The sequence below is a fragment of the Anaerolineae bacterium genome, from assembly GCA_013178015.1.
Classification (GTDB): domain Bacteria; phylum Chloroflexota; class Anaerolineae; order DRVO01; family DRVO01; genus Ch71.
Genome location: JABLXR010000019.1, coordinates 32,329 through 54,642, shown reverse-complemented (window position 1 = coordinate 54,642; position 22,314 = coordinate 32,329). Strand labels below are relative to the sequence as shown.

Below are 22,314 nucleotides of genomic sequence, written 5' to 3'. Positions count from 1 at the left end.
TCTATGCCGATCTATGCTGACTACATCTCGGTCAACCAGGACTTCGAGCCCATCTTCAGCCAGGAAGTGGATCGTCGCGATACCAACGCCTGGAGGTCCTTCATACCGCACGCCGACTGGCTCAAAACCCTTGACCACCTGCTGAGGGCCCTGGAGCGCGGTACAGCCAGCGACCGGCGTCCGCTGCTGCTCCACGGTGCCTACGGGACCGGCAAGACCTTCGCCGCCTTCGTGCTCAAGCACCTGCTGGAGGATGACCTGGACGAGGTCAGATCCTACCTGGCGACCCAGAGAGCCTTTCGGGAGCAGGGCGATCTCGAGCGGCGGCTCTTGGCAGCCCGAGAGCAGGGCGATCACCTCGTGGCATACCGCTCCGGGTCCGCCCATGTGACAAACAGCTTCACCCTTTTGGGGCAGGTCCAGGAGGGTGTGCGGCAGGCGCTGCTGGCGCGGGGATACGAGCTCCCCATGACCCCTACGTTGTACCAGGCGGTGCTGGAAAAGCTGGATGGACCTGACAGTTCCTTCAACTGGCAGGCCGCTTTTCGTCGCCATGAGTCAACCTTCCCTGACTTCTCCGACGCGGACGGGGTGATACGCCGGCTACGAACCGGGGTAGACAATGAGGAGAACGCCGAGTTGCTGGCGCGGGTGCACCAGGTCATGTCTGAGGAAGGTTACATGGTCCTGGGCGATCCCGAGGCGGTGAAGGCTTGGCTAGGCGAAGTGATCGAGGCTGCCCAGCTGAAGTCCATCCTCTTCATCTGGGATGAGTTCACCGAGTACTTCCGTCAGAATCCGTCTACCACCACCCTCCAGGAGCTGGCCCATCTGTCCGCCAGCGAACCGTTCTATCTGTTCCTGATCACTCACAAGGCCCCGGAAGTGGCCCGCCAGTACGGAGATCAGGCGGATTGGAGACGTCTGCTCGACCGGTTCACCGTGATCCCCTATCAGATGGCTACGGTGACCGCGTACCACCTCATGGCAGGGGCAATCAACGTCAACCCCCAGCGCCAGGAGGAATGGGAAAGCAGACGGGAAGCCATGTGGGGCTGGGTGGCCGCAGCCGCGAAGATGTTGGTGACTGCGGCGCGGGAAGGGGAGCGACGAGAGGACTTCAAGGCACTCGTGCCCATCCATCCCTATGCGGCGTTCCTGCTGTCAACGATCTCGCGGGAGTTCAGCTCGAGTGAGCGCACCCTGTTCCGCTGGCTGAGGGGAGAGAAGGGACAGGAGGATCCACTGGGATCATTCCCCCGCTTCCTGCGCCAGGATGTGGACACGGAGCCGGCCTGGCTGACGGCAGACGCACTCTGGGACTACTTCTTCCTGGACGAGAACCTAGAGCTGGCGGACAAGGTACGAGACATTGTCTCCTATTACCGTTCTCGCTCTGCCAACCTGGGTGACCGGGAACGGCAGGCCCTGCGGGCTGTCCTCCTTTTGATCGCCCTGGAGCGACAAATGGGGCAGGTGGACCCTCGGCTGTTACCTAGACAGAAGAACGTACTGCTGATGCTGGTGGGCACCCGGAAAGAAGCTGAGGCCATGGCCACGATCGAGTCCCTGGTGCATCAGGATGTCGTGCGGCAGCTCCCTGGCCCGGAGAAGGAATACACCATTGCTGCCAGCAGCGTGGACCATGTCCGAGTCCGGGGGCTAAAGGAAGGCCTGCCTCGGTTCGAGCAGTTGGTGCAACAGCACGCCAGGGGCGAGGCCCTCATCGCCGATGAGGCACTGAGGTGGTTCAGTGTCTCCGACGATGTGGCTGCAAGGCGGCAGGCGCTGACCGTTGCCTCAGCCGCTGAGTTCCTGAAACGGCGAGAGAGGGTGTTTTCGCCGAGAGTGGAGCCCTACCAGATAGCCGCTGTGCTCATCGTGAGCCAGGACGACGAGGAAGTGCGCAGCGCGGAGCAGTTGTCAAGAAGCTTGGCCAGGGACTTGCCCCGCGGCCTAATCGCCGTCAGCCAAGTACCATTTGGTCGGCAACGCTGGGAGGACTGGCGCGAGCAGCGCGCTCACGAGCTCTACTACCAGGAGATCCGCGACACCGCTAACGCCACCGTTCACGCCGATAGGGCTAAGCGGCTGCTAGAAGGCTGGGGGCAGGAGCTAGCGAAGCAGAGCTTGCGTGTCTTCTTCCGCGAGATGGAAGAGATTGCGAGCGGTGCCAGTGGGTACGGGGCCTTCCTCCGTCGGGTCATCGCTTCGGTCTATCGGTACCGGCCCGAGCTCATCTCTCCGGTAAGCACACTGCACAGGGATACGTTTGGGCGAAAGGGTGCAAGCATCAGCCTGGGGGCCGAGCGCCCCAAGAACAACCCATACCGGGATTTCGTGAACGACCTGCAGCGGCTTGGGCTCTGGGATCCCTCGACCTACCGGGCTAGCATTCAGCGCCAACCCGAGCATCCCCTCAGCAAGATGCAGCAAGTCGTGGACGCAGCCTTCGCTCAGAGCAACGGCGTCAGCCTTCGCCAGTTGTGGGGCAGACTTCAAGACGAACCGATTGGCCTCATGCCCTCGCCTATGGGCATCGTCCTCATGGGGTTGTTGCTTCGAGACTACTGTGACGGTCACTTCTGGGCAGACGGCATCAGCACATTCCCTCTAAACCCCAGCAAGTTGGCTGAGTTGATTGACGGCGTCATGAAGGGCAAGAGCAACGCCACAGTTTGCGCCATGACGCGCGAAGCCCAGGACTTCTGCCAGCTGGTATCTACCCTATTCTCCTTGCCGGCGGGAGAGGCTGACTATCCCGACACTGCCCGGCGCGCAGCGCGGGAGGCGCTCAAGAGGATCGGATATCCGATTTGGCTGCTCAGACTGGACGACGGTCCACCGCTGCGCCAGGCAGTTGTCGCCCTGGAAGAGCTTCTCCGAGACACGAACGAGTCTGCTCAGGCCCTAGAGGGCGAGGTTCTGCGCCGATTTGTGGAAGCGGTTACCCCTCACGCCGAGGCCATCCAGGCAGGTCTGTCCTCCTCGCATCTCAGTACCAACATGCTGCGGTTCCTTGAGGAGGCGGAGCCTGGGGTGCTGGAAGAAGCGAAGGCCCTCGGACTGGAACTCGATGAGGTCGTGGCCCAGCTCAAGGCGGTGATGCATGAGGAAGTGTGGCTCTGGCGAGAGGAGCAGATCCGTGAGCGGCTCCCGGAAGCGGCCGGGCGCCTGAAGCTGCTGAAAGCCCTCAACGACCTGTTGGGCGTCCACGACAGGAACTTGGTCACCGCTCTGGACCGACTTCGTGGCAGAGTCAGGGGGAGTAAGCTGCCACTTGCCGTGTTGGCGGCTGGTTCCGATGACAGCACAGCCAGAGTGCTGCAGAAACTGGCGACGATCCTGGATCCGAAAGAGGCAGCAGGAGGGCTGGGCACGCTGGCAGAGGAGCTGAACGCCAGGCGCGAGTCAGTCAGGCGTGCGCTCGATGGGCCGCAGGCAGCGCTGGTCCGGTGGGCTGATCGCATTGCCGAGATCACCCTCAGTGATTCCGATGGCTACGATGTGTGGCAGAGACTGCCCGACATGAGCGACCGCCCGCCGGCCGACCTGCGCCAGGAGGTGCTGCGTCAGGCAGGCGAACTCCACCGCAACCGTCTGGCAGCGGAAGCAGTGGCAACTTGGCAGCGTCTGACAGGCAGCGCATCCCCGCGGGCCTGGAGTGAGGCTCGCGGGCTGCCGATCCAGTGGCTGCTCGACTCTCCTGCGGCTCTCGAGATGCTGGGACGGTTGAACGACCCGAGTGGTCAGAGCGAATCCAGCCTCGGAGATCTGTTGGCTTATCTGGATGCTCAGGGTGGGGCGCTACAGGCTTTGGGCAGTGGTACCCCCGTGACTGACGCGCTCTTGGCGCTAGTCCCTGAGTACGATGGAGTGCTAACTGAGTCGGACGTAGCCAAAATGCACGACCATATCCGGATGCGGCTGGGGCGCGATGTGGGGCGCTGGACGCGGGATAGGGCCCGGTCCGTGGCGAAGGAATGGGTGGCTGCCTCCTACAGGGAGCGATTGTACCAGAGAGTGCTGGACTACATCAGCAGCATGTCGGAGACAGACGCCCGGCGACAGCTCCAGGTCCTGGCCGAGGATCCGTCGGTAGGGCTGAGGTTACTGGCAGGCACGGAGCCGCATCCATGACTGTCCACGACGTGGAGACGCTGCTCACAGAGGTGTCTTATGAGGCTGTGAGCTACACCCGGTTCCCAGTCCGGTTCATCCTGGTGACGGGTGTCAATGCCTGGCGTGAGCTGATCCCGGCTCTGCGAGCCCAGATGGATGCCTGCATAGACTTGTCGTCGCTCTGCGAGTCAGAGGATGTGCTGCCGTATCTGCCCAAGGTCCTGGCGTTGGCCAGGAGCCAAGAGGTACCTCGCGCTGTGGTTCTGCCTGTGGCAGAAGCGCTCCGTCTCCATCCTGCCAGCTCCTCTCTGCTCAGCCAGTTGGCCCAACTAGAGAAGCCCGGGCATCAGAGGATCTACGTGCCGCTGTTGGAGGTAGAGGACCTCTTTGGGGAGACAGTGGCCAGGATGGATCGGTACCTGGCCGGGGCCCTACACCCGGGATGGCGCTTGGTTGGCACCGGCGAGATCAGCATCAGCGTGTCTGCCAGCGTGCCGCAATGGCGCCGACCTCATTCTATCCCCGGGTTGCGGGAGTACTTCCGAAGGTGGGAACGTGGGGAGATGGCAGACGGATGCCTAGTGACGAGCCGACCGCAGGTGCTATCAGGTAGGGCAGGTCGAGTTGCGATCACGGTGTACACAAGCGCCTTTGCCCAGGCGTGTCAGGAGATCGCCGGACTGGACTCAGCCGCGAGTGACTGGGGTACGGAAGACCAGTGGCGCTGGCTGGTGGAACAGGCCCACCAGCACGACAGCGTTTCTACCCTCGCCGCCCGTCAGCTGAATGTGGTGAAGTACGATCCCGACCGTCTGCTTGGGCAGTGGCTTGACCTGGAGCCCGAAGCGCGTTGGCTGCTCTGGGTGTGGAGCAAGCTTGAGGCTCCGCGCGATTCGTACTACGGGCTGGTGCTCGAGGAGAGCCAGAGTGCTGAGGCGCTTCCACAGGTAGCGGCTACAGCGGCATTGGGCCGGAACCTCAGCTTCGGGCACCTTCGCGAGCGGCGGCAGCTACTGGAGCACCTGGGGGTTGACCAGCCACCATCGTCTTTCTGGCAGGGGTTCCGAACGCTGCAGACACCCCTGAAGCGATTGCGCGCGCTGTCAGGCCTCTCCGAGCGAGAGAAACGGGAGGCAGTGCTGGCTACAGCGGAGCTGCTGGAGACAGAGGTGAGCGAAGACGTCTGGCTTCCGGTGCTCGAAGTCTGTTACCCAGAGCTGGCGATCTACCTTACTGCCTATCCGTATCCTGATCACCCTGAGGTGATGAAATACTTCCGCTTGTACGCTCGGTCCCGAGTGTGTGACCGTCTTCTCCCAGGGCTGGTGGCGATGGCCACAGCAGCCGCCGAGCGGAAGGCTCTGTGGGAGTTTCCCACTCGCGCAGAGACGATCAAGGCTGCGTGTCCAGGCGGTGCCAAGATTGTGTGGCTAGACGCCGTGGGTCTCGAGTGGGCGGGACTGATGAGCGAACTGCTGGTGCGTAGAGGGCATCAGGTGCGTGTCCACGTCGCCCGAGCCAATCTGCCGTCAACGACCGAGCACAACAGGGAGTGGGGTGAAGAGGAGCGGCCACCACGAGACATGGACAAAGAAGCGCACTCCTACGACTACCGATATCCCGACTCCCTGGTACGGCAGCTGGAGTTCATCAGCTCGGTGTGCCACGAGCTCGCGTCCACCTTGGACCCCGGGGAGACTGCGCTGCTGACTGCAGACCATGGCCTCACCAGGTTTGGCGCAGACGGGCAGCCAGTGGCGGCACCGAGGGAATGGCGCGTGCACCACTGGGGTCGGTATGCCGACATCGCAGGTGGTGAGTGTCACCGGAGGGCACTGACGGATTGCTGCCTCTTCTACGATGGATGGGCGCACCTGGCGGTTCACGGTCGCTTCAGTGGCGGTGGCAGTAACCGAGGAGAGGTGCACGGTGGCGCAACGTATGAAGAGTGCCTCGTGCCCGTCATTCTCGTCCAGCGCGCTGGGCCAGAGCTCGTCCGCCTGCCGGTCACGTTCAAGGTGCTATCCCCGACGGTGCGAGTCAGTGCTCGCGGAGAAGGGCACCTTGAGACCGTCACTAGCTTGCCCCTGGAGGAGTTGCGGCTCGTGGTTGCTGGGCACTGGCTGAAGGGCAGCCGCACGGGCAGAGACCGCTGGGCTTTCGATGTGTCGAGATTAAGGGCAGGTCACTACAAGGGAAGGCTGGAATCACCTGGCCAGAGCCCAGGCCAGGTGGAGTTCGAGGTACGCCGCGGCATAGCAGAGGACGACATGGGGCTGCAGGGGGTGTGGAGTGGCTAAGCCAGCTGCGGAGGGCCTGGCGGCCAAGGTGAGAGACGTTTTCGCCGACATGGTAGTATTCAAGGATCCCGGGCGCTACAAGTACTTCTCTGCCCTCGGTGTTCCGTCGTACCTGCGCGACTGGCTGGTTATGCGACTTGCCGATCCAGACGGGACACTGGATAGCGATGAGGTCCAGGCTTACGTACGGCAGTACATGCCTGGTCGCGATCAGTGGGAGCTTCTCAAGAGCCGGATGGTCAACGAAGGGCAGCCCGTACGCTTTCTGACCAAGCTTCGGGTTGAGCTGGACGTGAGGACGGGTGAAGCATTCTTCAGCCTGCCCGACTTCGGATTCCCGTCGCGTCGTACCGATGCCCTGGTGGATTCCAGGCTGGTGAGCAGCAAGGAGCGGCAGGAGGAGCTGCTGGGGGCAGCCGAGACTTGGGGTGTGGTGGAGTTGGAGTGGCGATTTCACAGTCTCCAGGGCAGACCAGCAGAGGGCCGGGTGATCCTGGTGGACTTCAAGCCTTTCCGACCCTACCGGGTGGAGGTTGAGTTCTACCAAGAGGCTCGGCAGGAGTTCACCCTCACCGAGTGGGTCGATGTGCTGCTCATGGGAATTGACTATAACCCGCTGGCATTCCTCAACCTGAGGGAGAAGCTCACGCTGCTAGGCCGGCTGCTGCCGTTCGCAGAGAGACGGCTCAACCTCATCGAGCTGGCGCCCAAGGGAACGGGGAAATCCACGGTCTTCTCCCAGATTAGCAAACACGGATGGCTGGTAAGTGGCGGGAGCGTTGGCCGTGTGAGCCTGTTCTACGACAAGCGAAGACGGATTCCGGGCCTAGTCAGCCGCTGCGACTACGTGGCTCTGGACGAGGTACAGAGTATCAGCTTCAGCGACGAAGACGAGGTGCGGGGGGCGCTGAAGGGTTACCTAGAGAGTGGCGAGTACCGGATAGCGGACTACCGCGGTCTCGGTGAGGCTGGGATCGTGCTTCTGGGGAACATTGACAGCCAAGTGATGAACGATCATGCCTACATGCTCAGTGCGCTGCCAAACGCCTTTCAGGAATCGGCCCTCATAGACCGCTTCCACGGGTTCATTCGCGGCTGGCACATCCCCAGGATGCGCGAGGACATGAAGGCTTCGGGCTGGGGGCTCAACGTGGAGTATCTGTCGGAGATTCTACATGCTTTGAGGGGTGATCTCCGCTACAGAGCACTGGTGGATGAGCGTCTTCATGTGCCGAGGGGAGCGGACACGCGTGATACGGAAGCCATCAAGCGGATGTCGACTGCCTGGCTGAAGCTTCTGTTCCCCCACGCTCCCATGGCAGGGGCAATAGCTTCGGATACCTTCGAGCGGCACTGTCTGGGCCCGGCTAGGGATATGCGGGGAACCATACGCCGTCAACTGAGCTTGATGGACATGGAGTATACAGAGGCGCTGCCGGACATCCAGTGTGCTTAAGGGTCACCCGCATCCGATTCGCACCGGTCGGCGGCATGATATGACGATCGGCGGAGCGAAGGGGGGTGGAACGGCAGAGCGGCGGGTGACGAGTGTGGCCGCCACCACCGTCACCAGGGCCTGCTCTGAGCGGCGCCTGGGCTCCAGCCAGCCGAAGAAGTAGCTGCCCGAGCGTAGCTTGGGGATGGCCCGGTCCAGGGCGGCCACTAGGGTGCTCCGCTGGGCATGGCGCAGCCCGTTGCGGTAGGTGGTACGCTCCTCGGTGCGCTCCCACCGACCGGCCCCCATCTCCTCTTCCATCAGCCAATGCACAGACCGGCGCACCGTCTCTCGCAGGAAGTCCAGCTCCCCTCCCTGCCCCTTGCACAACCGCTCAACCGCTCTCGTCCTGTCCTCGGCCACTGTGTCGTCCTTGCTGCTGTCTTACCGGACAAGCTCAAGAAGCACACGGTGACCCTTTCGTCAACCCACCTTTCCACCACATGAGGGGACTCTAATCCGGCCTGCCCTCAGGACTGCTGGGACCGGTGAGGCTGGTTCGGGGCCGGCTGTAGGCTGTGGCAGGGGGCAACGAGTAGGAGACAGGACCGGCTGGTCCTGTCTCCTACTTCTCGGTCTTCAGGTTCGGTAGGCGGCGCAGGGGCCGCCTCGGTCCAGTTGAGGGACCGCGGCTACCGGCGGTACAGCACTAGAGGGAGGAAAGCGGCCTCTACCTGCGAGCCCCCAAGTCCTGAGCCCAAGTAGACGATGAAGTTACTGGGGTCCTCCGAGCAGTGACCGGGGCCGATGTAGCCGTTGTTGTACTGATCGAGCAGGTAGGCCTTGGCGATCATCTGAGCGCGAAGGTCATTGCCCGCCTTGCCCTTCAGAGCGGCCACTTGGGCCGGCGTGTAGGTGGAGAACCAGGTCTCCGCCTGCGCCAGCGCTGCGTCCACTTCCGGCGTGGAGGAGGAGCCGTTGAGCAGGTTCAGCTCTGCGGCGATGTAAGCGTGCGCCAGGATGTAGTAGGCGTTGCCACCTTGGGGTGGGGTCCACAGCACCTGGTGGTAGGTCTGCCCGCTCAGGAAGAACGGGGTGCTGGCTCCGTTGGGGAGCATGGCCCAGGTGTCATCGTAAGGCGCGGGGCCGAACTCGGAGTGCGTCTTCCAGTAGCCGGGGGTGAGGGTGCAGCCCTCACAGGGCACATCCACCGTGACAGTGTGGCATGCCTGGCCTGTGGTCCCGGTATCGTTGGTCACGAAGTCGGCGCAGTTGGTGAACTCGTACTGACCGCACACATCGTACGGGCCGACGTAGAGGCTGTACTTGAGCTCGAAGTCGTACGTCTCTTCATCTAGATCGGCCGCGCAGACAGTGCCAAGATCGCCGTAGATGCTGTCAGAGACATCGATGCACTCATCGATCTCCGTGACCGTGGCGTCGCTGAAGTCCACGTCCGCCGTGCCACTGAAGTCGGTCGTGCCGGACGGCGTGCCGATCCCCTCGCTGTCATAGGCGAAGTTCTGCAGGGTGGCGGTGGCCGTGTTGGTTCGAGCCTCCGCGTCCGGCAGGTCTGCCTCGTAGGTGCACTGCAGGGTGTCACCCGCCGCCAGGCTGTAGGGGAAGGTCACCCCACAATCCACCGTGGCGTCGATGTCGGGGGAGATCACGTCCGACACGTCGTTGATCGTGGCCGCCATGGGAGCCGGGTTGTACACCCAGATGTTGCCGCTGACCGCATGGTCGGTGTCCTCGAAGATGGCGCTGACCGTGACCGTGTAGTTGACCGGGAACTGCTGACCCACGGAGAGGGTGAGTTCGGTCTGGTCGCCTGTCTTCTCGATGTCCCACTCCCAAGTGCGGGTCAAGGAGGTGTCGGCGTCCTTGGTGACGTCGATCAGATAGCAGGTGAGGTCGACGTTGGCGTCGGCAGAGTCCTCCGTCTCATCGATCTCGGCGGTGTTGGGGAAGGAGTCCGTGTAGACGCCGTCCTCATACCAGGCCTCGTCGGTGGGGCAGGCGAAGCTGCGGTCGTACTCAAAGGTGAAGTCGTCTGTAGCTGACCCTAGGGGATCGCCGACCAGGTCGCCGTCGAAGTAGTCGGTGACGTTGATCTTAGCGTAGCCCTCGACCGTGGTCGGGTCACCGAAGGCATAGTCCTCCGTGGCGACGGCGCCCAGAACACTCGGGTTCAGGCTGGTCACAGTGGCGGTGTTGGTACCGTCTGCGGGAAGCTCATCGCCCAGCTCTGCCACATAGGTGCAGACGTCGCTTCCGCCCGCCGGCAGCGTGCCGGACGCCTGATTTCCGGCGGTTTCGGGGTCGCAGTCGACGACAGCCGCCGTGCCATTGACCGAGTCGGTGACCTCGAAGCCGACCTCAAACGGGGTGGGGTTGTTGATGGTGATCTCGCCCGTCACCCTGAAGTCCGAGTCGACAACTGTCAGGTCGACCGTCACCTCATAGTCGGAGACGAAGCTGTCCCCGGCAAACCCCACGTGCGCGGCAGGGTCCACGCTCTTGTCGATGGTCCAGCTATAGGTGCGGGTGTACTCGGTGACGGCCGTCTTGGCGGCGGTCAGTCTGGGGTAATAGCAGAAGGAGATGTGGCTGATCTCCTTGTTGCCATAGGACGGTGTGGTGAGATAAGTGTCGCCCATGCTGCCGGCGGGGCTGTAGTTGTACCAGTTCGCGCCGTCAACGCCGTTCTTGACGATCACGCCCTCGACCAGGACGTTCGAGGTCCAGTCGAAGCTGTTCAGGGATCCCGCCAGCGTGCTCGGCTTGACTATACTGACGGTAAGCAGGCCATCGCTAGCAAGATAACTGCCATCAGGTACCGGTTCGATCTTGAGCTCGGTAGTGCCCGGCATGACCAGGGCACAGGTCTTGTCGGTGTTTGCTGCTCCCGGGAGGAGCGTCGGCTCCACCGACGCGGCGAACGCCGACATCACGGATACAAGCGATAGGGCCACTACCAGGCCCAGAAGCACTCTGACGCGTAACGATAGCGGGGTCTTGCCCCTAGGCGTACTTCCGACTCTGCGGGACGGGCGAAGGCCAGAGTCGTTGTGCATACGAACCTCCACTCCAACTACTCACACTAACCACCTGTCCCTCTAGCGCTTGCGGCACGACGCATGCGCTCATCTCACTTCATAGGCGCCTCCATCAACTAGCCCGTGTTGGGCGAGAGGTATGAGCGGGGAAGGGAGTGGCCAGACGCTCGGGTGCTTCCATGCTGTTCCGGATCGGGTGATGGGCCGCAGCTCCTACTCCAACACTGCACCGGACAGCGTCGGCTACCATCTAGTACAAGAGTGGCCCTCAGGTCATAAAGAGGCCATTAATGTCGGCCTAGAGGCCGCTCCAATCGTGGGGCGGGGCCTCTCGCGGCGAAGCCAGGGGCAAGGAGAGAGGCGGCCCTTCAGGGGTCGCCTCTCAGGAGCGAAGGATGAGCCAACCCGACTAGGGGTTAGGAGGCCTCTGCCCTCTCGGGCCGAGGGACGATGGCGTTGGCGACCAGTTCCGCCATTCCCATGACGGTCACGCCCAACTCGTAGTGCTGGCTGATCTCGCCCAACTGGTGGCGGCAGTTGTCGCAGGAGGCTACTACAACCTCGGCTCCGGTAGCGCGGATCTGCCTGGCTTTGGGCTCCCCGGCCTTCAGCCGAGTCTCTTCGTACTCGCTCAGGGCTACCAGGCCGCCCCCGCCGCCGCAGCAGATGGAGCGCTCCCGGTTGGGGGTCATCTCCCGGAAGTCCGAGACGACCGCCTGCAGGATCCGGCGCGGCTCCTCGAAGAGACCGCTATTGCGGCCCAAGTTGCAGGAGTCGTGGTAGGTCACCGACATCTGGTTGCGGTTGGCGTCAACCTGGATGCGGCCCTCGCGGATGTACTCGTCCATGACCTCCAGGATACTGCGTACCCGGAAGGCGAAGGGCCTGTCCTGGAACCACTTGGGCGCCTCCCAGCGGGAGACGGCGTAGGCATGGCCGCACTCGGTGATCACCACTTCCTGTACTCCCAGTCGCTCCGCCTCGCGCACGATGCGTTCGGTGATGCGCCTGGCCCGTTCGGTGTCTCCTAGGAAGATGCCGTAGTTGGCCGCCTCGAACATGCTCATGGTCCAGGACTCGCCCGCATGGTAGAAGATCTCCGCCTCGGGCATGATGGTGTGGGCTCCGGAGAGAGGTACGTAGAGGATCTTGGCCCCCTCGACGTTCACCGGGATGCGCGCCTCCGGGTCGCCCACTCTCTCCTGGAGTTCCGCCTCCATCTCCTTGATCTGATCCAGGAAGTACTCCTGGAAGAACTCCAGGTTCTCCTCGCGGGCGATGGAAGCATCGGCCAGTTGCACCAGGATTTCCGGCGCCTTGCCGACGGCGGTGAGCACGCCGCGGGCGGTGGAGAGCACCAGGGGCGTATCCACTCCCATGGGGCAGTTCACCAAGCAGCGCTGGCAGAGGGAGCAGTCGCGGAAGGCGGCCTCCACCCAGCGATCCAGGTCCGGTTCGGTCAGCTTCTTGGCCCCCACCCAGCGGGGGAAGAGGCGGCCCAGCCAGTCGTGCCGGCTCTTGATGACGCGGCGCACGTGCTCGGCCTTGGCCACCGGGCTGACCTCCGGATCCTGAGTGGCCATGTAGTAGTGGCACTGGTCAATGCACAGGCCGCAGTGGACGCACAGGTTGGAAGAGGCCACCGCCAGCGTCCGGCTGTGTCGCCTCTGCAGTTCCTCTTCCGCCTGTTGTACGAGGCTAAGTTCTTGGGCCACGTTACGCCTTCCTAGGGGCGATCACGCCGCGGCGGCCGAAGCGCAGGCCGAAGAAAGCGCGGGCGAAGAACCACTGCACGTAGTGAGAGATCTTGCTGAAGGGCACGTAGAAGAGGAAGGCGGCGGTGGTGAGGAAATAGGCGATCATCCAGCCGCGCGCCTCCGTGAGCAGGGCCATGATGGTGAAGAAGAAGAATACCTCCACCCCGGCCAGGGCGAAGTAGTCGTCAGGAGTGCTCACCAGCCGCAGTTCCGGCCGGACGATGCGACGGTGCAGCTTGAACATCCCGGCCCCGAACGCTCCGGCCACCAGCAGGGCGAACAGCAGGCTCACTGGCCGGGTCATCAGGAAGGGCGCGAAGGGGATGGTGAAGGTGGCGGTGATGGCCGCCAGGGCGCCGAGGTGATAGGCGCCGAACTCAAACCAGCGCCAGAAGTGCTCCTCGGTGCTGCTCATGGCCCGGGGCTGGAACAGCCGCAGGAACGACACCTTGACGCCCGTCTCTTCGCTGCCCCGCTCGGGCGCCACTTCCTTGGGCCATGGCAGGCGCAGCAGCTGGTAGATCTTGTAGCCGTAGGCCAGACCGAGCCAGGACAGCGCCACGATCTGCAGCTCGAACTTCACGAAGCGCAGGAAGGAGTCTTCCATGGTTGCCCCTTTCTGAGGCTACTTGAGGCGCCGCACCCAGAACTTGATCGCCTTGCCTTCTCTCTCGGTCTTGACCATCTCGTTGCCGGTGCTCTTGGCCCAGGCGGGGATATCGGCCAGGACGCCAGGGTCGGTGGCGGTAGCCTCGATGACCCCACCCACCGGGACTTCCTTGATGGCCTTGCTCACCCTCACTACCGGTATGGGGCACATGAGCCCCTTGAGGTCCAGTACCAGATCGGCCTTCAACTCCTCAGACACTGTCGGTCTCCTTAGTAGCGCATTGTGAACAGCGGCTGGCGATAGCGGGAGTGACGAGCCAGGCGTGCTTCGTCCTCACCTTGCACCGTCCACTGCTCCTATATGAACAGGTTGATCTCGGCTTGGCCGGCCTCGGCGATGAAGGTGGCCACGCCGGCGCAGTCTTCCACCTCGGGGATGAGGTCGTCCTCGGTGATCTCCATGACGTCCATGCTCATCTGGCAGGGTATCAGGCGCACCCCGAGGTCAATGGCGGTCTGGCGCAGCTCGAGAAGGGGGGTAACGCCCTTGGCGGCCATCATTCTCTTGAACATCCAGCGGCCGAGGCCACCCATGTTCAGGCGCGACGGGCCGATGCGGTCTATCCCACCCCGGTTCATGAGACTGAGCATGCGCCCAAATAGGCTGCGGCCAGTGGGCCCGCCTTTCTGGATGATCTTCAGGCCCCAGAAGGTGAAGAAGATGGAGGTCTGGTAGCCCATGGCGGCAGCACCGGTGGCGATGCTGAGGGCAGCCATGGCCTTGTCCATGTCTCCACTCATCATAACGATGGCGCACTTCTTGGGCTTCTCCTCCTCGGTCTGTTCGGCAGCAAGTTGGGCCACGTCTGTGGTGCTGTGGTCTACGGCCATCTCGCGTTCCTCTCTAGCCTAAGGATAGGGTCAATTGTCGAGGGCGGTGATCTCGGCGATACGCTGGAGACGGCCGACCAGTTTGAGCCGTTCGCGTCCGATCTCAGCGTAGGTGCTAGCTACTGAACGCAACAAGCGCTCCATCTTGGGCAGGTCCTTCTCCGGCAGAAGGTGCACCCGGCCTGCAGCCTCCTGCAACTCATCGGCATCGAGCCCCAGGTCAGTGGCCAGGCGAGAGGTATCAGCGACCCAGCTGACGGCAGCGCCGTCTTCGCTCTGGAGGGCGAACTGGCAAGACACCGCCTTGGCAACGGGCCGTCCCTCGAGGCGAACAGGTGCGGCGGCGCACTGCAGCCCGGCATGGCAGGGACGGGGCGTCGTCTTGGCTTGGCGCCAGGAAGCGGTGCAGCGGGCTCGGCCCTGCTCGGTTGAGCGCACCAGGGTGCAGAAGCCGCAGGAGTTGCTCAGGTCGGTGAGGGGGTTGCCCTTCAGGTCGGTAGTGACGGAGGCCACACCGCGAGCCTCGGCGAAGACTGACTGGATAGCCTGGACGCAGGCCAGGGGCAAGGGCTGACGCTCTGACGAAGTGGATCCGAAGTCGTACTCGACCCGGTGGCTCTGGCGGCAATCGCGAAGCCAAGCTTCTAGCTCCGCCCGCGGGAATCGCCAGTGGCCGCCCACTTTGAAGCCCTTCAGCCGACCATCGTCCAGCATTCGATAGATGGTGATGCGATCTACCTGGAGCAACTGCTCCAGCTGTCTCGTCGTCAGCAGGTCATCCACTGCCGCCTCCCTCCTGTGGCCCAAGATCATAGCACCGATCAGACGATCGGTCAAGTCCGCAATAGCATAGTATAACTTGATATATCAATCGACTCCCTGGAGCGACTGGAATCGCGCTCCTGGGGCGGGAGCGGGGGATTAGCGCTTGGCAGCCGTCAATGCGGCTTACTTGGGAGGCAGACCGGGATCGCGCTCAGGCGCGAGGACGAACCGATTCGGGGCACGAGCTCTGGCGCGCGGACGGGGGAAGCAGGGAGCGGCTGCCCGCTGGCCACTGGTCCCCACCAGTGGCACGTGGCAGGCGAACGCCTACTACAGGTAGTCCCCCCGGCAAGACTCGAACTTGCGGCACGCGGTTTAGGAAACCGCTGCTCTGTCCATCTGAGCTACGGGGGGATACGTAACAATGATACCTTCCAACCCGCTCAAGGGCAACTGCCCCTCGAGCCCGGTCTACTCTAGATCCACCCTCGCCGTGAGGTCGTAATTGCGGGGCGCAGGCGGCAGCTCCAAGGGCCTGGAGGAGAACACTGGCACGTCACTCTCGTGGCGGGAGCCGTGCGTCCGCACCCGCACCTCGACCGACGTCTCCGGGAACTCGCCGAACACGGTCTCCGCGTCGCCCAGCACCACCAGGTCTCCGATGCGCTCCGGCATCAGCTCCAACTCCCGGCCTGCCTCCTTCCGGGTGTACACCTCCTCTACTCCCGCGCACTCCCTCAGGGCCTGAGCTGCCTCGGGAGCCTGCTCCCACTGTTCCAGGTACACGTACGATGCCCCGCCCAGGTTCTGATGGTGGGCGACGTAGCGGTCCTTGATGATGGGCAGCGCCCGAGCCCGGATCCCTGCCCGGCTCAGGAGCTGCTGCAGGTCCACCCCTCTGCTCTTGGCCGACATGCCGTGATCGGCGGTCAGGTACAGCTCCCGGTCGGGCCGATCCTCCATGATCTGCCCCAGGAGGTGGTCCAATGCCTCCACGTGCTGCACCGATTCCTCTTCCTCAGGGGCGTGACGGTGCATGACTCCGTCCGTGGTGGCGCAGTACACCACCTGGGGATCGCGGTGGCGCAGGACGACCCGAAGGGCGCGCAGCAGCCAGAGGTTCACCCTGGGGGAGTAGATGTGCTCGGCCGGGCCCACCTCGGCCACCACCTCGGCCGGTGGCGACTCGGCGGAGAGAGCATAGTCGGCGCCGGCATCGAGCAGGTGCAGCAGCTTGGCCTTGGAGGTGAGGAGCGCAGTGGTCATTCCCAGTCGATGGGCTCGCTCCAGCATGGTGGGCTGCAGGATGAACTCGGGCGACTCCATGTACTGCTCCTGGCCCGTGCGCCCATCTAGCCAGTAGTTGGAGGTTATGCCGTGCAGCCGGGGAGGGGTGCCGGTGATGATGGAGACGTTGTTGACGTTGGTCACCGACGGCAGCGCCGAACGCCCCTTTACCACACAGCCCGACCGGGCCAGGCCATCGAGCACCGGCGTATCGGATGCTTCCAGGTAGTCCGGTCCCAGCCCGTCCACGCACACTATGAGGATTCGCCTGCCCATGCCCTACTCCGGGCGGCAGTCTACAGCGTCGGGCGCGGGGAGCCAACCCCCCGCGCCCCGATGATCAGCTCGGACCGGTGCTACCGCGTGCGAGAGCGCTGCATGGCCAGGGACAGGCCTATGCCGCCCAGCAAGAGCACGGCGCCCAGCACCAGAGCCAGTGTGGCCCACGAGGTGGACGACGGCCCGGTGCCCGTCACCGGCAGGGCCGGAGCCGGAGTGGCGGTGGCGGTCGCTTCGGCCTGTGGGGTGGCCTCAGCTTCGGGGGTGGGAGTCTCAGCCTCGGGCGTCGCAGTGGCTTCCTGCTGGGCCTCAAGGCCGCCGGTCACTCGGAACGGCGGGGACACGATCTGGCCGTCCACCGTCACGGGCGGGTCGCCGCCGGGGAACTCGAACTGGCCCTCGGTGCCGGTGTCGGCATGGAGCATGGCGTACAGGGTCTCGGTAGCCTGGGCCACGTCTATCTCGACCACCACGTCCGTGTTCTCGCCGTCCTGCACCGGCGCGAAGCCGATGAGAGCGCCGAAGCTGTCGCCCTCCTGCCGGTGAATCACTATCCAGCCGGGCCCATCGGAGACCACTGAAGCTACGGTGACCGTCCCGTCCACGATGGGCTGGTCCACTACCGTAACCGAAGGGGTGACTTGGGCCGTCACTGGCAGGGCCAGGAGCGCCACCACTGCCAGAGCCAGAAGCACAGCGAAAGAAGCTCGTAATCCACTCATCTGATGTTCCTCCAATTGAGACAGAAACTTGGTGACTAGACTCCCTCAGACCGCGCGGCACCGATGCGCGGGGTGCTCTCGGGCACCCGGCGACGGACTGGCGGGCTCAGGCACGAACGGGGAAGAGCGACTCAGGGACGGTATATCCTCCTTCTAACTCAGACACTAACACACTACCGTCACGGCACCGTGGCCGGAGTATATCGCAACGACTCCACATGTCAAGTGCGGAACGGGCATGGACCCACAACAGGATCGGAGGGTACACCCGCGCCCGGACGGCCGAAGCTCGCCCTGAGCCCAAGCCCTGAGAAGCGTGACTGGTCTGCGCACCCCCTGTCCCCTGTAACCTGTCCCCTATTCCCTATAACCTGCCCAGGCACTGCTTCACTGCCGCCAGGCATATCTCCACCACCGTATCGGTGTTGATCACCAGGGCGTGGACGTCATCCCGGTTGCCGGACATCTCCAGCAGGAAGGCGGCGGTAGCTCCCCGCTCGGCGGCATATGACACGAGGTAGGGCTGGTCAGGTCCGATGTCAGTAGTGCGCTCCAAGTTGACCTGCTGGTAGGGCCCGCCGTAGGGCTTCTGCACCAGGAACCGGTCCTTGAGCCGGGCCTTCACGTCCGCCTGGATGGCATCGAAGAGCTCCTTGTCGCCCCGGTGAGCCCGCAGCATGATATAGTCGGCAGTGTGGAAGTCTATGACGCACATGGGCCGGAGCCGGTCCACGATTCCCTGGATGATCTGGGTCTCAGGCTCGGAGGCAGGTCGGGCACCGTTGTAGTTGTAGTCCCAAGGCACGAGGACGTCCTGCCCGTCCGTGGCTGGCCGCCAACCCCAGTCAAAGTTGCGGTTCAGGTCCACCCCGCGAGCGTTTTGGCGGGTGAAGTGGTCGTAGCCCCACGGATTCTGTATGGGCAGGATCTTGTAGTGTAGGCGCCGGGTATCCAGACCCTCCACGCTCCGGTCCTCGCATATCACCTCGGCGAAGCGCAGTAGCCCGAAGGCATTCTCCCACTCCCACCCGTGAATGGCGGCCCCCAGGTAGATAGTAGGCTTGCCGGGGTCGCCCAGATTCAGGGACCACATCTGGCGGCCGTCGCTGCAAGGCCCCTCGGCCTGCATGGTCAGTTCGGGGTAACGATCGGCCGTGGCGCGCATCAGGTCTACGAACCCGTCATAGTCCAGCCTTCGGGGGTAGTGGCGTCCGTAGCGCACGCCTGAGCCCATCAGGTTGCCCAGGAAGAGGTACTTGTTGGTGGCACCCTTGGAGTTGAAGTAGGGTCGCCCGAGCGACAGCAGGTCCAGAGCCAGGACGCGCCCTCGGCCCACCCGCTCCTCCACCATCACCGCCCCTCCATTGACGGTGGAGGTGCCCAGGATAGTCACGCCGTCGCCCTCCCGCACGCCCATCACCTGGCGCTGGAGGGCCTGGTTGTCGTAGACCTCCTCGGCGGCCCCGGAGACGGTGCCAAACCACCACAGAACGTCGCCCACGGCGTAGCCGCGCGTGATGTCGCACTCCACCTCGATGCGCATTCCGGGTAGCATCCGATCGAGGACGTGGCTCTTGCTGAAGTGCAGGCCGCGGTTGTGGGCATACTCGAAGAGGCAGGACAGCACCCGCCCACCGCCGCGGGCGTACTCGGTGATGGCGCCGTAGTCGAGCTTTTCCACGTTGCCGCCGGCGGTCACCATGGTGATGACGGTTTGGTAGGGGGAAAGCACGCTCAGGTCGTGGGCCTCGGTGGTGAAGTCGAGGTGCTCGACGCGCTCGGGGTAGAGTAGGTCAAGGTCCTGGGCCAGGGCGCCGTTCGGCCGGTCCGTGAGGAGAAGGATGTCTTTCTGCTGAGCCACGGCGGTTCGCCTCCGGATCATGGTGGAAGGGGCCCCGCAGCGGATGCGCCCGTGAGTGGGGCTGGCCACGGGGACCAGGGCGAGTGTAGCGTATAGAGGAGCGGCTCCACAAGGCCATCGCCGGCCCATCCACCGGATGAGGGACTGATCGGCCAGGAACCGATCAGCCGGGATCGCCCCCAGCTCCGTGGTAGCTACGTCGTGCGCACTCCTCATTCACGGATCACCCGCTTCTTTCGGTGGAGCGGCTGGCTGTGTCACCGGGCATCGGGGAAGGCGGACACAGTAGAGCCGGGCCCAGCGGCCAACGCCCGGTTGTAGGCCTTTCACCCCCGGCTTCTAGCGCCAGGTACGGTGTCGTCGTGCCGGCGGAATCCGGAAGGGCCGCTATGCGTCTCCGGCAGGCGGATTCACCCCGTGCACATCTCGCTCTCTCCCCGACCCCTTCCCCTTGTGCTACACTCCCCCCAACCCGCACTAACACGAGGGGGCGCGCCATGACCGACCGCTATTCCGCCCACTACATCTCCGGCACCCACTGGGACCGGGAGTGGTACCGACCCTTCCAGGAGTACCGCTTCCTCCTGGTGCAGATCCTCGATCAGCTCCTCGATCTCATGGAGACCAGCACCGACTTCCGCTACTTCCACCTGGACGGTCAGACCTGCGTCCTGGCCGACTACCTCGAGGTCCGACCCGAGAACCGCGATCGGCTCCAGCGCCTCATCTCCGAGGGCCGCATCCTCATCGGCCCCTGGTTCACCATGCCCGACCTCTTCTGCCCCGGCGACGACGAGGCCCTGGTGCGCAACCTGCTCCTGGGCCAGCGCATCAGCCACGAGTGGGGCGTGGAGCCCATGGGCGTGGCCTACACCTGCGACATGTTCGGACATCCTTCTCAGATGCCCCAGATCTACCGGGGCTTCGGCCTGCCATACTGCGTCCTCGGTCGGGGCACCAACGAGCACACCACCCCCGCCTTCTTCACCTGGGAGGCCCCCGATGGCAGCCGGGTCTTCACCTTCAAGCTCCAGGACTACATGGGCTACGGCGCCTTCGTGGGGTCGCGCCGGGTGCTGGAGAACGCCACCGACCCGAACGATCCCCAAGTGGAGGCCGAGGCCAAGGAGAGCATGCGCCGGTACGTGGGCCACGAGATCAGCCGCTCCAATGCCCCGGTGCTGTGCCTCATGGACGCGCTGGATCACATGCCCCCGGCCACCGACGCCGCCCGCTACTTGCGCCTACTCCACCAGGCCATGCCTGAGATAGATGCGATCCACTCCGCCCTGCCGGACTTCTTCCGGGAGGCGGAACAGAAGGCGACCGACCTGCCCCTGAAGCGGGGCGAGCGTCGCGAGCCCAGCAAGGGCCCCGCTCCCTACCTCTGGCTCATCCCCAACTGCGTCTCCTCGCGGGTGCAGATGAAGCAGGCCAACGACGAATGCCTGATGCTGCTGGAGCGGTGGGCCGAGCCCTGGGTGGGGCTGGCCAACCTCCAGGGCGCCGGCATCCCGGAGCGGTTCCTGCGCATCGCCTGGGAGAACGTACTGCTCAACCACGCCCACGACAGCATCTGCGGTTGCTCGGTGGACCAGGTCCACCGGGACATGATGTACCGCTTCGACCAGGCCCGCGTCCTGGCGCTGCAACTGCGACACCAGGCCTACGGGTTCCTGACCGCGGGCTGCGCCGATATCGCCCGGAAGGAGCACGAGTTCACCCTCACCATCGCCAACCCCCTCCCCGTGGCCCGCCGCGAGGTGGTGGTCTTCGATGTGGACCTGCCCCTGGACTATCCTACCTCGTTCAAGGAGGGCTTCCGCTCCCAGGACGTCAAGTCCTTCCAGCTGCAGGACGCCGATGGCAACGAAGTGCCCTATCAGCGACTGAGTCTCGACCCCAGGACCTCCTCGCGCTCGCGCTACGCTCTTCCCGCCTTCGTGGGCGACCCGGAGCACACCCGCTACACCGTGGCCGCTGAGGTGGACCTGCCCGCCCTGGGCTTCACCTCGCTACTGGTCAAGCCCAGCGAGCGGCCCGTCCGGCGCATGGGCTCCCTGCGCACCGGCCCCAACAGCGCCGAGAACGAACACCTGGCCCTCTACGTCGAATCCAACGGGACCGTCACCCTCACCCACAAGGCATCAGGCGAGATCTACACCGACTTGCTCACCTTCGAGGACCGCAGCGAGATCGGTGACGGCTGGTTCCACGGCGACACCGTCAACGACGAAATCGCCCTTTCGACCGGCTCTCAGGCTCAGATATCGGTGATGAACGACGGACCCGAGATGGTCACCTTCCGCATCGAGACCGCCATGAGCCTGCCCGAACGCTACGACTGGCATAGGGAGAAGCGCTCCGACGGCCGGGCCGAGCTTCGCCTCACCAGCTTCATCAGCCTGCGCCGAGGGGCCCGCACCGTCGAGGTGGAGACGGTGGTGGACAATAACGTGGAGGACCACCGGCTGCGGCTCCTCTTGCCCACCGACGTCCCTCAGGCCAAGACCTGGTTGGCCCACCAACCCTATGACGTGCTGGAACGCGACATCGCCCTCGAGCCGGAGACCGCGGACTGGCAGGAGCCGGAGATCGCCGAGAAGCCTTTCCAGGGCCTCCAGGCGGTGGGCGCCGGCAACCGGGGGCTGGCCTTTCTCTCGGCCGGGGGGCTGCACGAAGGCGGGGTGCAGGACGACGCCCGCCGTACCATGCAGGTGACGCTGCTGCGCTCCTATGGCCGCACGGTGGGCACCACCGGTGAGCGCGATGGCCTGGAGCTGGGCACCCGCGCCTACCGCTACGCCCTCATGCCCTTCGCCGGGGAACTGCCCCGCATCGAGGCGCTGCGCGAACTGGCGGCCCTCCAGGCGGGGCTCATGGTGCGCCAGACGGGGCTGCTTCCCTCCGGCTTCCCGCCCATGACGGGAAGCGAGCGGCCGCAGATCAGCTACCTGGAGCAGGAGCGGGGCACGCTGGTGCTCTCGGCGCTCAAGCCGGCCGAGGACGGCAGCGGTCTGGTGGTGCGCCTGTGGAATCCTACCGAGGAGGCGCAGACGGAGCGCATCCGGCTCTGGCGCAAGGTCTCCCGGGCTCGTCTGCTGAATCTGGCCGAGGGACCGGGCGACGCCGGCCGAGTGACCAAGAGGGGCACTGCGGTAACGGTCGAGGCCGGCCCCAAGCAGGTGGTCACGGTAGGGCTGGAGTTCTAGGGAATGGAACGCTGA

General features: G+C 64.3%; 14 protein-coding genes and 1 tRNA gene. 4 read left to right on the top strand and 11 right to left on the bottom strand.

Annotated elements, in window-relative coordinates; genetic code table 11:
• Positions 1 to 3: 3 nt before the first annotated feature.
• The 3 genes from HPY83_09275 to brxL are packed head-to-tail and all read left to right on the top strand — an operon-like array spanning position 4 to position 7,878.
• Entirely contained in the window at positions 4 to 4,140 is a 4,137-nt protein-coding gene (locus HPY83_09275; protein ID NPV08139.1) for a hypothetical protein, read from the top strand.
• On the top strand, positions 4,137 to 6,422 hold the full coding sequence (pglZ, locus tag HPY83_09270; GenBank protein NPV08138.1) for a BREX-4 system phosphatase PglZ: 2,286 nt from the start codon (positions 4,137 to 4,139) through the stop codon (positions 6,420 to 6,422). Before HPY83_09275 ends, pglZ begins: the two co-directional genes overlap by 4 nt.
• Before the next feature lie 16 nt (positions 6,423 to 6,438).
• Complete coding sequence (gene brxL / locus HPY83_09265) at positions 6,439 to 7,878, top strand: BREX system Lon protease-like protein BrxL (GenBank protein NPV08137.1); 1,440 nt, start codon at positions 6,439 to 6,441, stop codon at positions 7,876 to 7,878.
• 3 nt (positions 7,879 to 7,881) lie between these two features.
• Here brxL and HPY83_09260 read toward each other — a convergent pair whose 3' ends face one another.
• The 11 genes from HPY83_09260 to HPY83_09210 form a co-directional block, all read right to left on the bottom strand.
• Entirely contained in the window at positions 7,882 to 8,280 is a 399-nt protein-coding gene (locus HPY83_09260; protein NPV08136.1) for a hypothetical protein, read from the bottom strand.
• 269 nt (positions 8,281 to 8,549) lie between these two features.
• Positions 8,550 to 10,934, bottom strand: coding sequence for a hypothetical protein (locus tag HPY83_09255; GenBank protein ID NPV08135.1), 2,385 nt, complete (start codon positions 10,932 to 10,934; stop codon positions 8,550 to 8,552).
• 398 nt (positions 10,935 to 11,332) lie between these two features.
• Positions 11,333 to 12,631 carry a (Fe-S)-binding protein gene (locus tag HPY83_09250; protein NPV08134.1) on the bottom strand — a complete coding sequence of 433 codons (1,299 nt, stop codon included), beginning with the start codon at positions 12,629 to 12,631 and terminating at the stop codon, positions 11,333 to 11,335.
• A 1-nt stretch (position 12,632) separates the two neighbouring features.
• Positions 12,633 to 13,280, bottom strand: coding sequence for a hypothetical protein (locus tag HPY83_09245; GenBank protein ID NPV08133.1), 648 nt, complete (start codon positions 13,278 to 13,280; stop codon positions 12,633 to 12,635).
• Positions 13,281 to 13,298: 18 nt separating this feature from the next.
• The gene (locus HPY83_09240) at positions 13,299 to 13,529 is read right to left on the bottom strand and encodes a sulfurtransferase TusA family protein (GenBank protein ID NPV08132.1); all 231 of its coding nucleotides are present in this window, start codon (positions 13,527 to 13,529) and stop codon (positions 13,299 to 13,301) included.
• 110 nt (positions 13,530 to 13,639) lie between these two features.
• Entirely contained in the window at positions 13,640 to 14,173 is a 534-nt protein-coding gene (locus HPY83_09235; protein ID NPV08131.1) for a hypothetical protein, read from the bottom strand.
• Positions 14,174 to 14,203: 30 nt separating this feature from the next.
• Positions 14,204 to 14,956, bottom strand: a complete 753-nt coding sequence (locus tag HPY83_09230; GenBank protein NPV08130.1) for a helix-turn-helix domain-containing protein — start codon at positions 14,954 to 14,956, stop codon at positions 14,204 to 14,206.
• A 322-nt stretch (positions 14,957 to 15,278) separates the two neighbouring features.
• A tRNA-Arg gene (locus HPY83_09225) sits at positions 15,279 to 15,352 on the bottom strand.
• A 57-nt stretch (positions 15,353 to 15,409) separates the two neighbouring features.
• Entirely contained in the window at positions 15,410 to 16,501 is a 1,092-nt protein-coding gene (locus HPY83_09220) for a nucleotide pyrophosphatase (GenBank protein NPV08129.1), read from the bottom strand.
• Between the two features lie 80 nt (positions 16,502 to 16,581).
• The gene (locus tag HPY83_09215) at positions 16,582 to 17,226 is read right to left on the bottom strand and encodes a hypothetical protein (GenBank protein ID NPV08128.1); all 645 of its coding nucleotides are present in this window, start codon (positions 17,224 to 17,226) and stop codon (positions 16,582 to 16,584) included.
• Positions 17,227 to 17,590: 364 nt separating this feature from the next.
• The gene (locus HPY83_09210) at positions 17,591 to 19,303 is read right to left on the bottom strand and encodes a DUF2817 domain-containing protein (GenBank protein ID NPV08127.1); all 1,713 of its coding nucleotides are present in this window, start codon (positions 19,301 to 19,303) and stop codon (positions 17,591 to 17,593) included.
• Positions 19,304 to 19,584: 281 nt separating this feature from the next.
• Here HPY83_09210 and HPY83_09205 point away from each other — a divergent pair, with 281 nt between their 5' ends.
• Entirely contained in the window at positions 19,585 to 22,299 is a 2,715-nt protein-coding gene (locus tag HPY83_09205) for a hypothetical protein (GenBank protein NPV08126.1), read from the top strand.
• Positions 22,300 to 22,314: the final 15 nt, after the last annotated feature.

Excerpts from the sequence above, each read along its gene's own strand:
- HPY83_09220 (NPV08129.1), bottom strand. The coding sequence starts at position 16,501 with ATGGGCAGGCGAATCCTCATAGTGTGCGTGGACGGGCTGGGACCGGAC.
- HPY83_09255 (NPV08135.1), bottom strand. The coding sequence starts at position 10,934 with ATGCACAACGACTCTGGCCTTCGCCCGTCCCGCAGAGTCGGAAGTACG.
- pglZ (NPV08138.1), top strand. The coding sequence starts at position 4,137 with ATGACTGTCCACGACGTGGAGACGCTGCTCACAGAGGTGTCTTATGAG.
- HPY83_09245 (NPV08133.1), bottom strand. The coding sequence starts at position 13,280 with ATGGAAGACTCCTTCCTGCGCTTCGTGAAGTTCGAGCTGCAGATCGTG.
- HPY83_09275 (NPV08139.1), top strand. The coding sequence starts at position 4 with ATGCCGATCTATGCTGACTACATCTCGGTCAACCAGGACTTCGAGCCC.
- HPY83_09215 (NPV08128.1), bottom strand. The coding sequence starts at position 17,226 with ATGAGTGGATTACGAGCTTCTTTCGCTGTGCTTCTGGCTCTGGCAGTG.
- HPY83_09205 (NPV08126.1), top strand. The coding sequence starts at position 19,585 with ATGACCGACCGCTATTCCGCCCACTACATCTCCGGCACCCACTGGGAC.
- HPY83_09210 (NPV08127.1), bottom strand. The coding sequence starts at position 19,303 with ATGAGGAGTGCGCACGACGTAGCTACCACGGAGCTGGGGGCGATCCCG.
- HPY83_09235 (NPV08131.1), bottom strand. The coding sequence starts at position 14,173 with ATGGCCGTAGACCACAGCACCACAGACGTGGCCCAACTTGCTGCCGAA.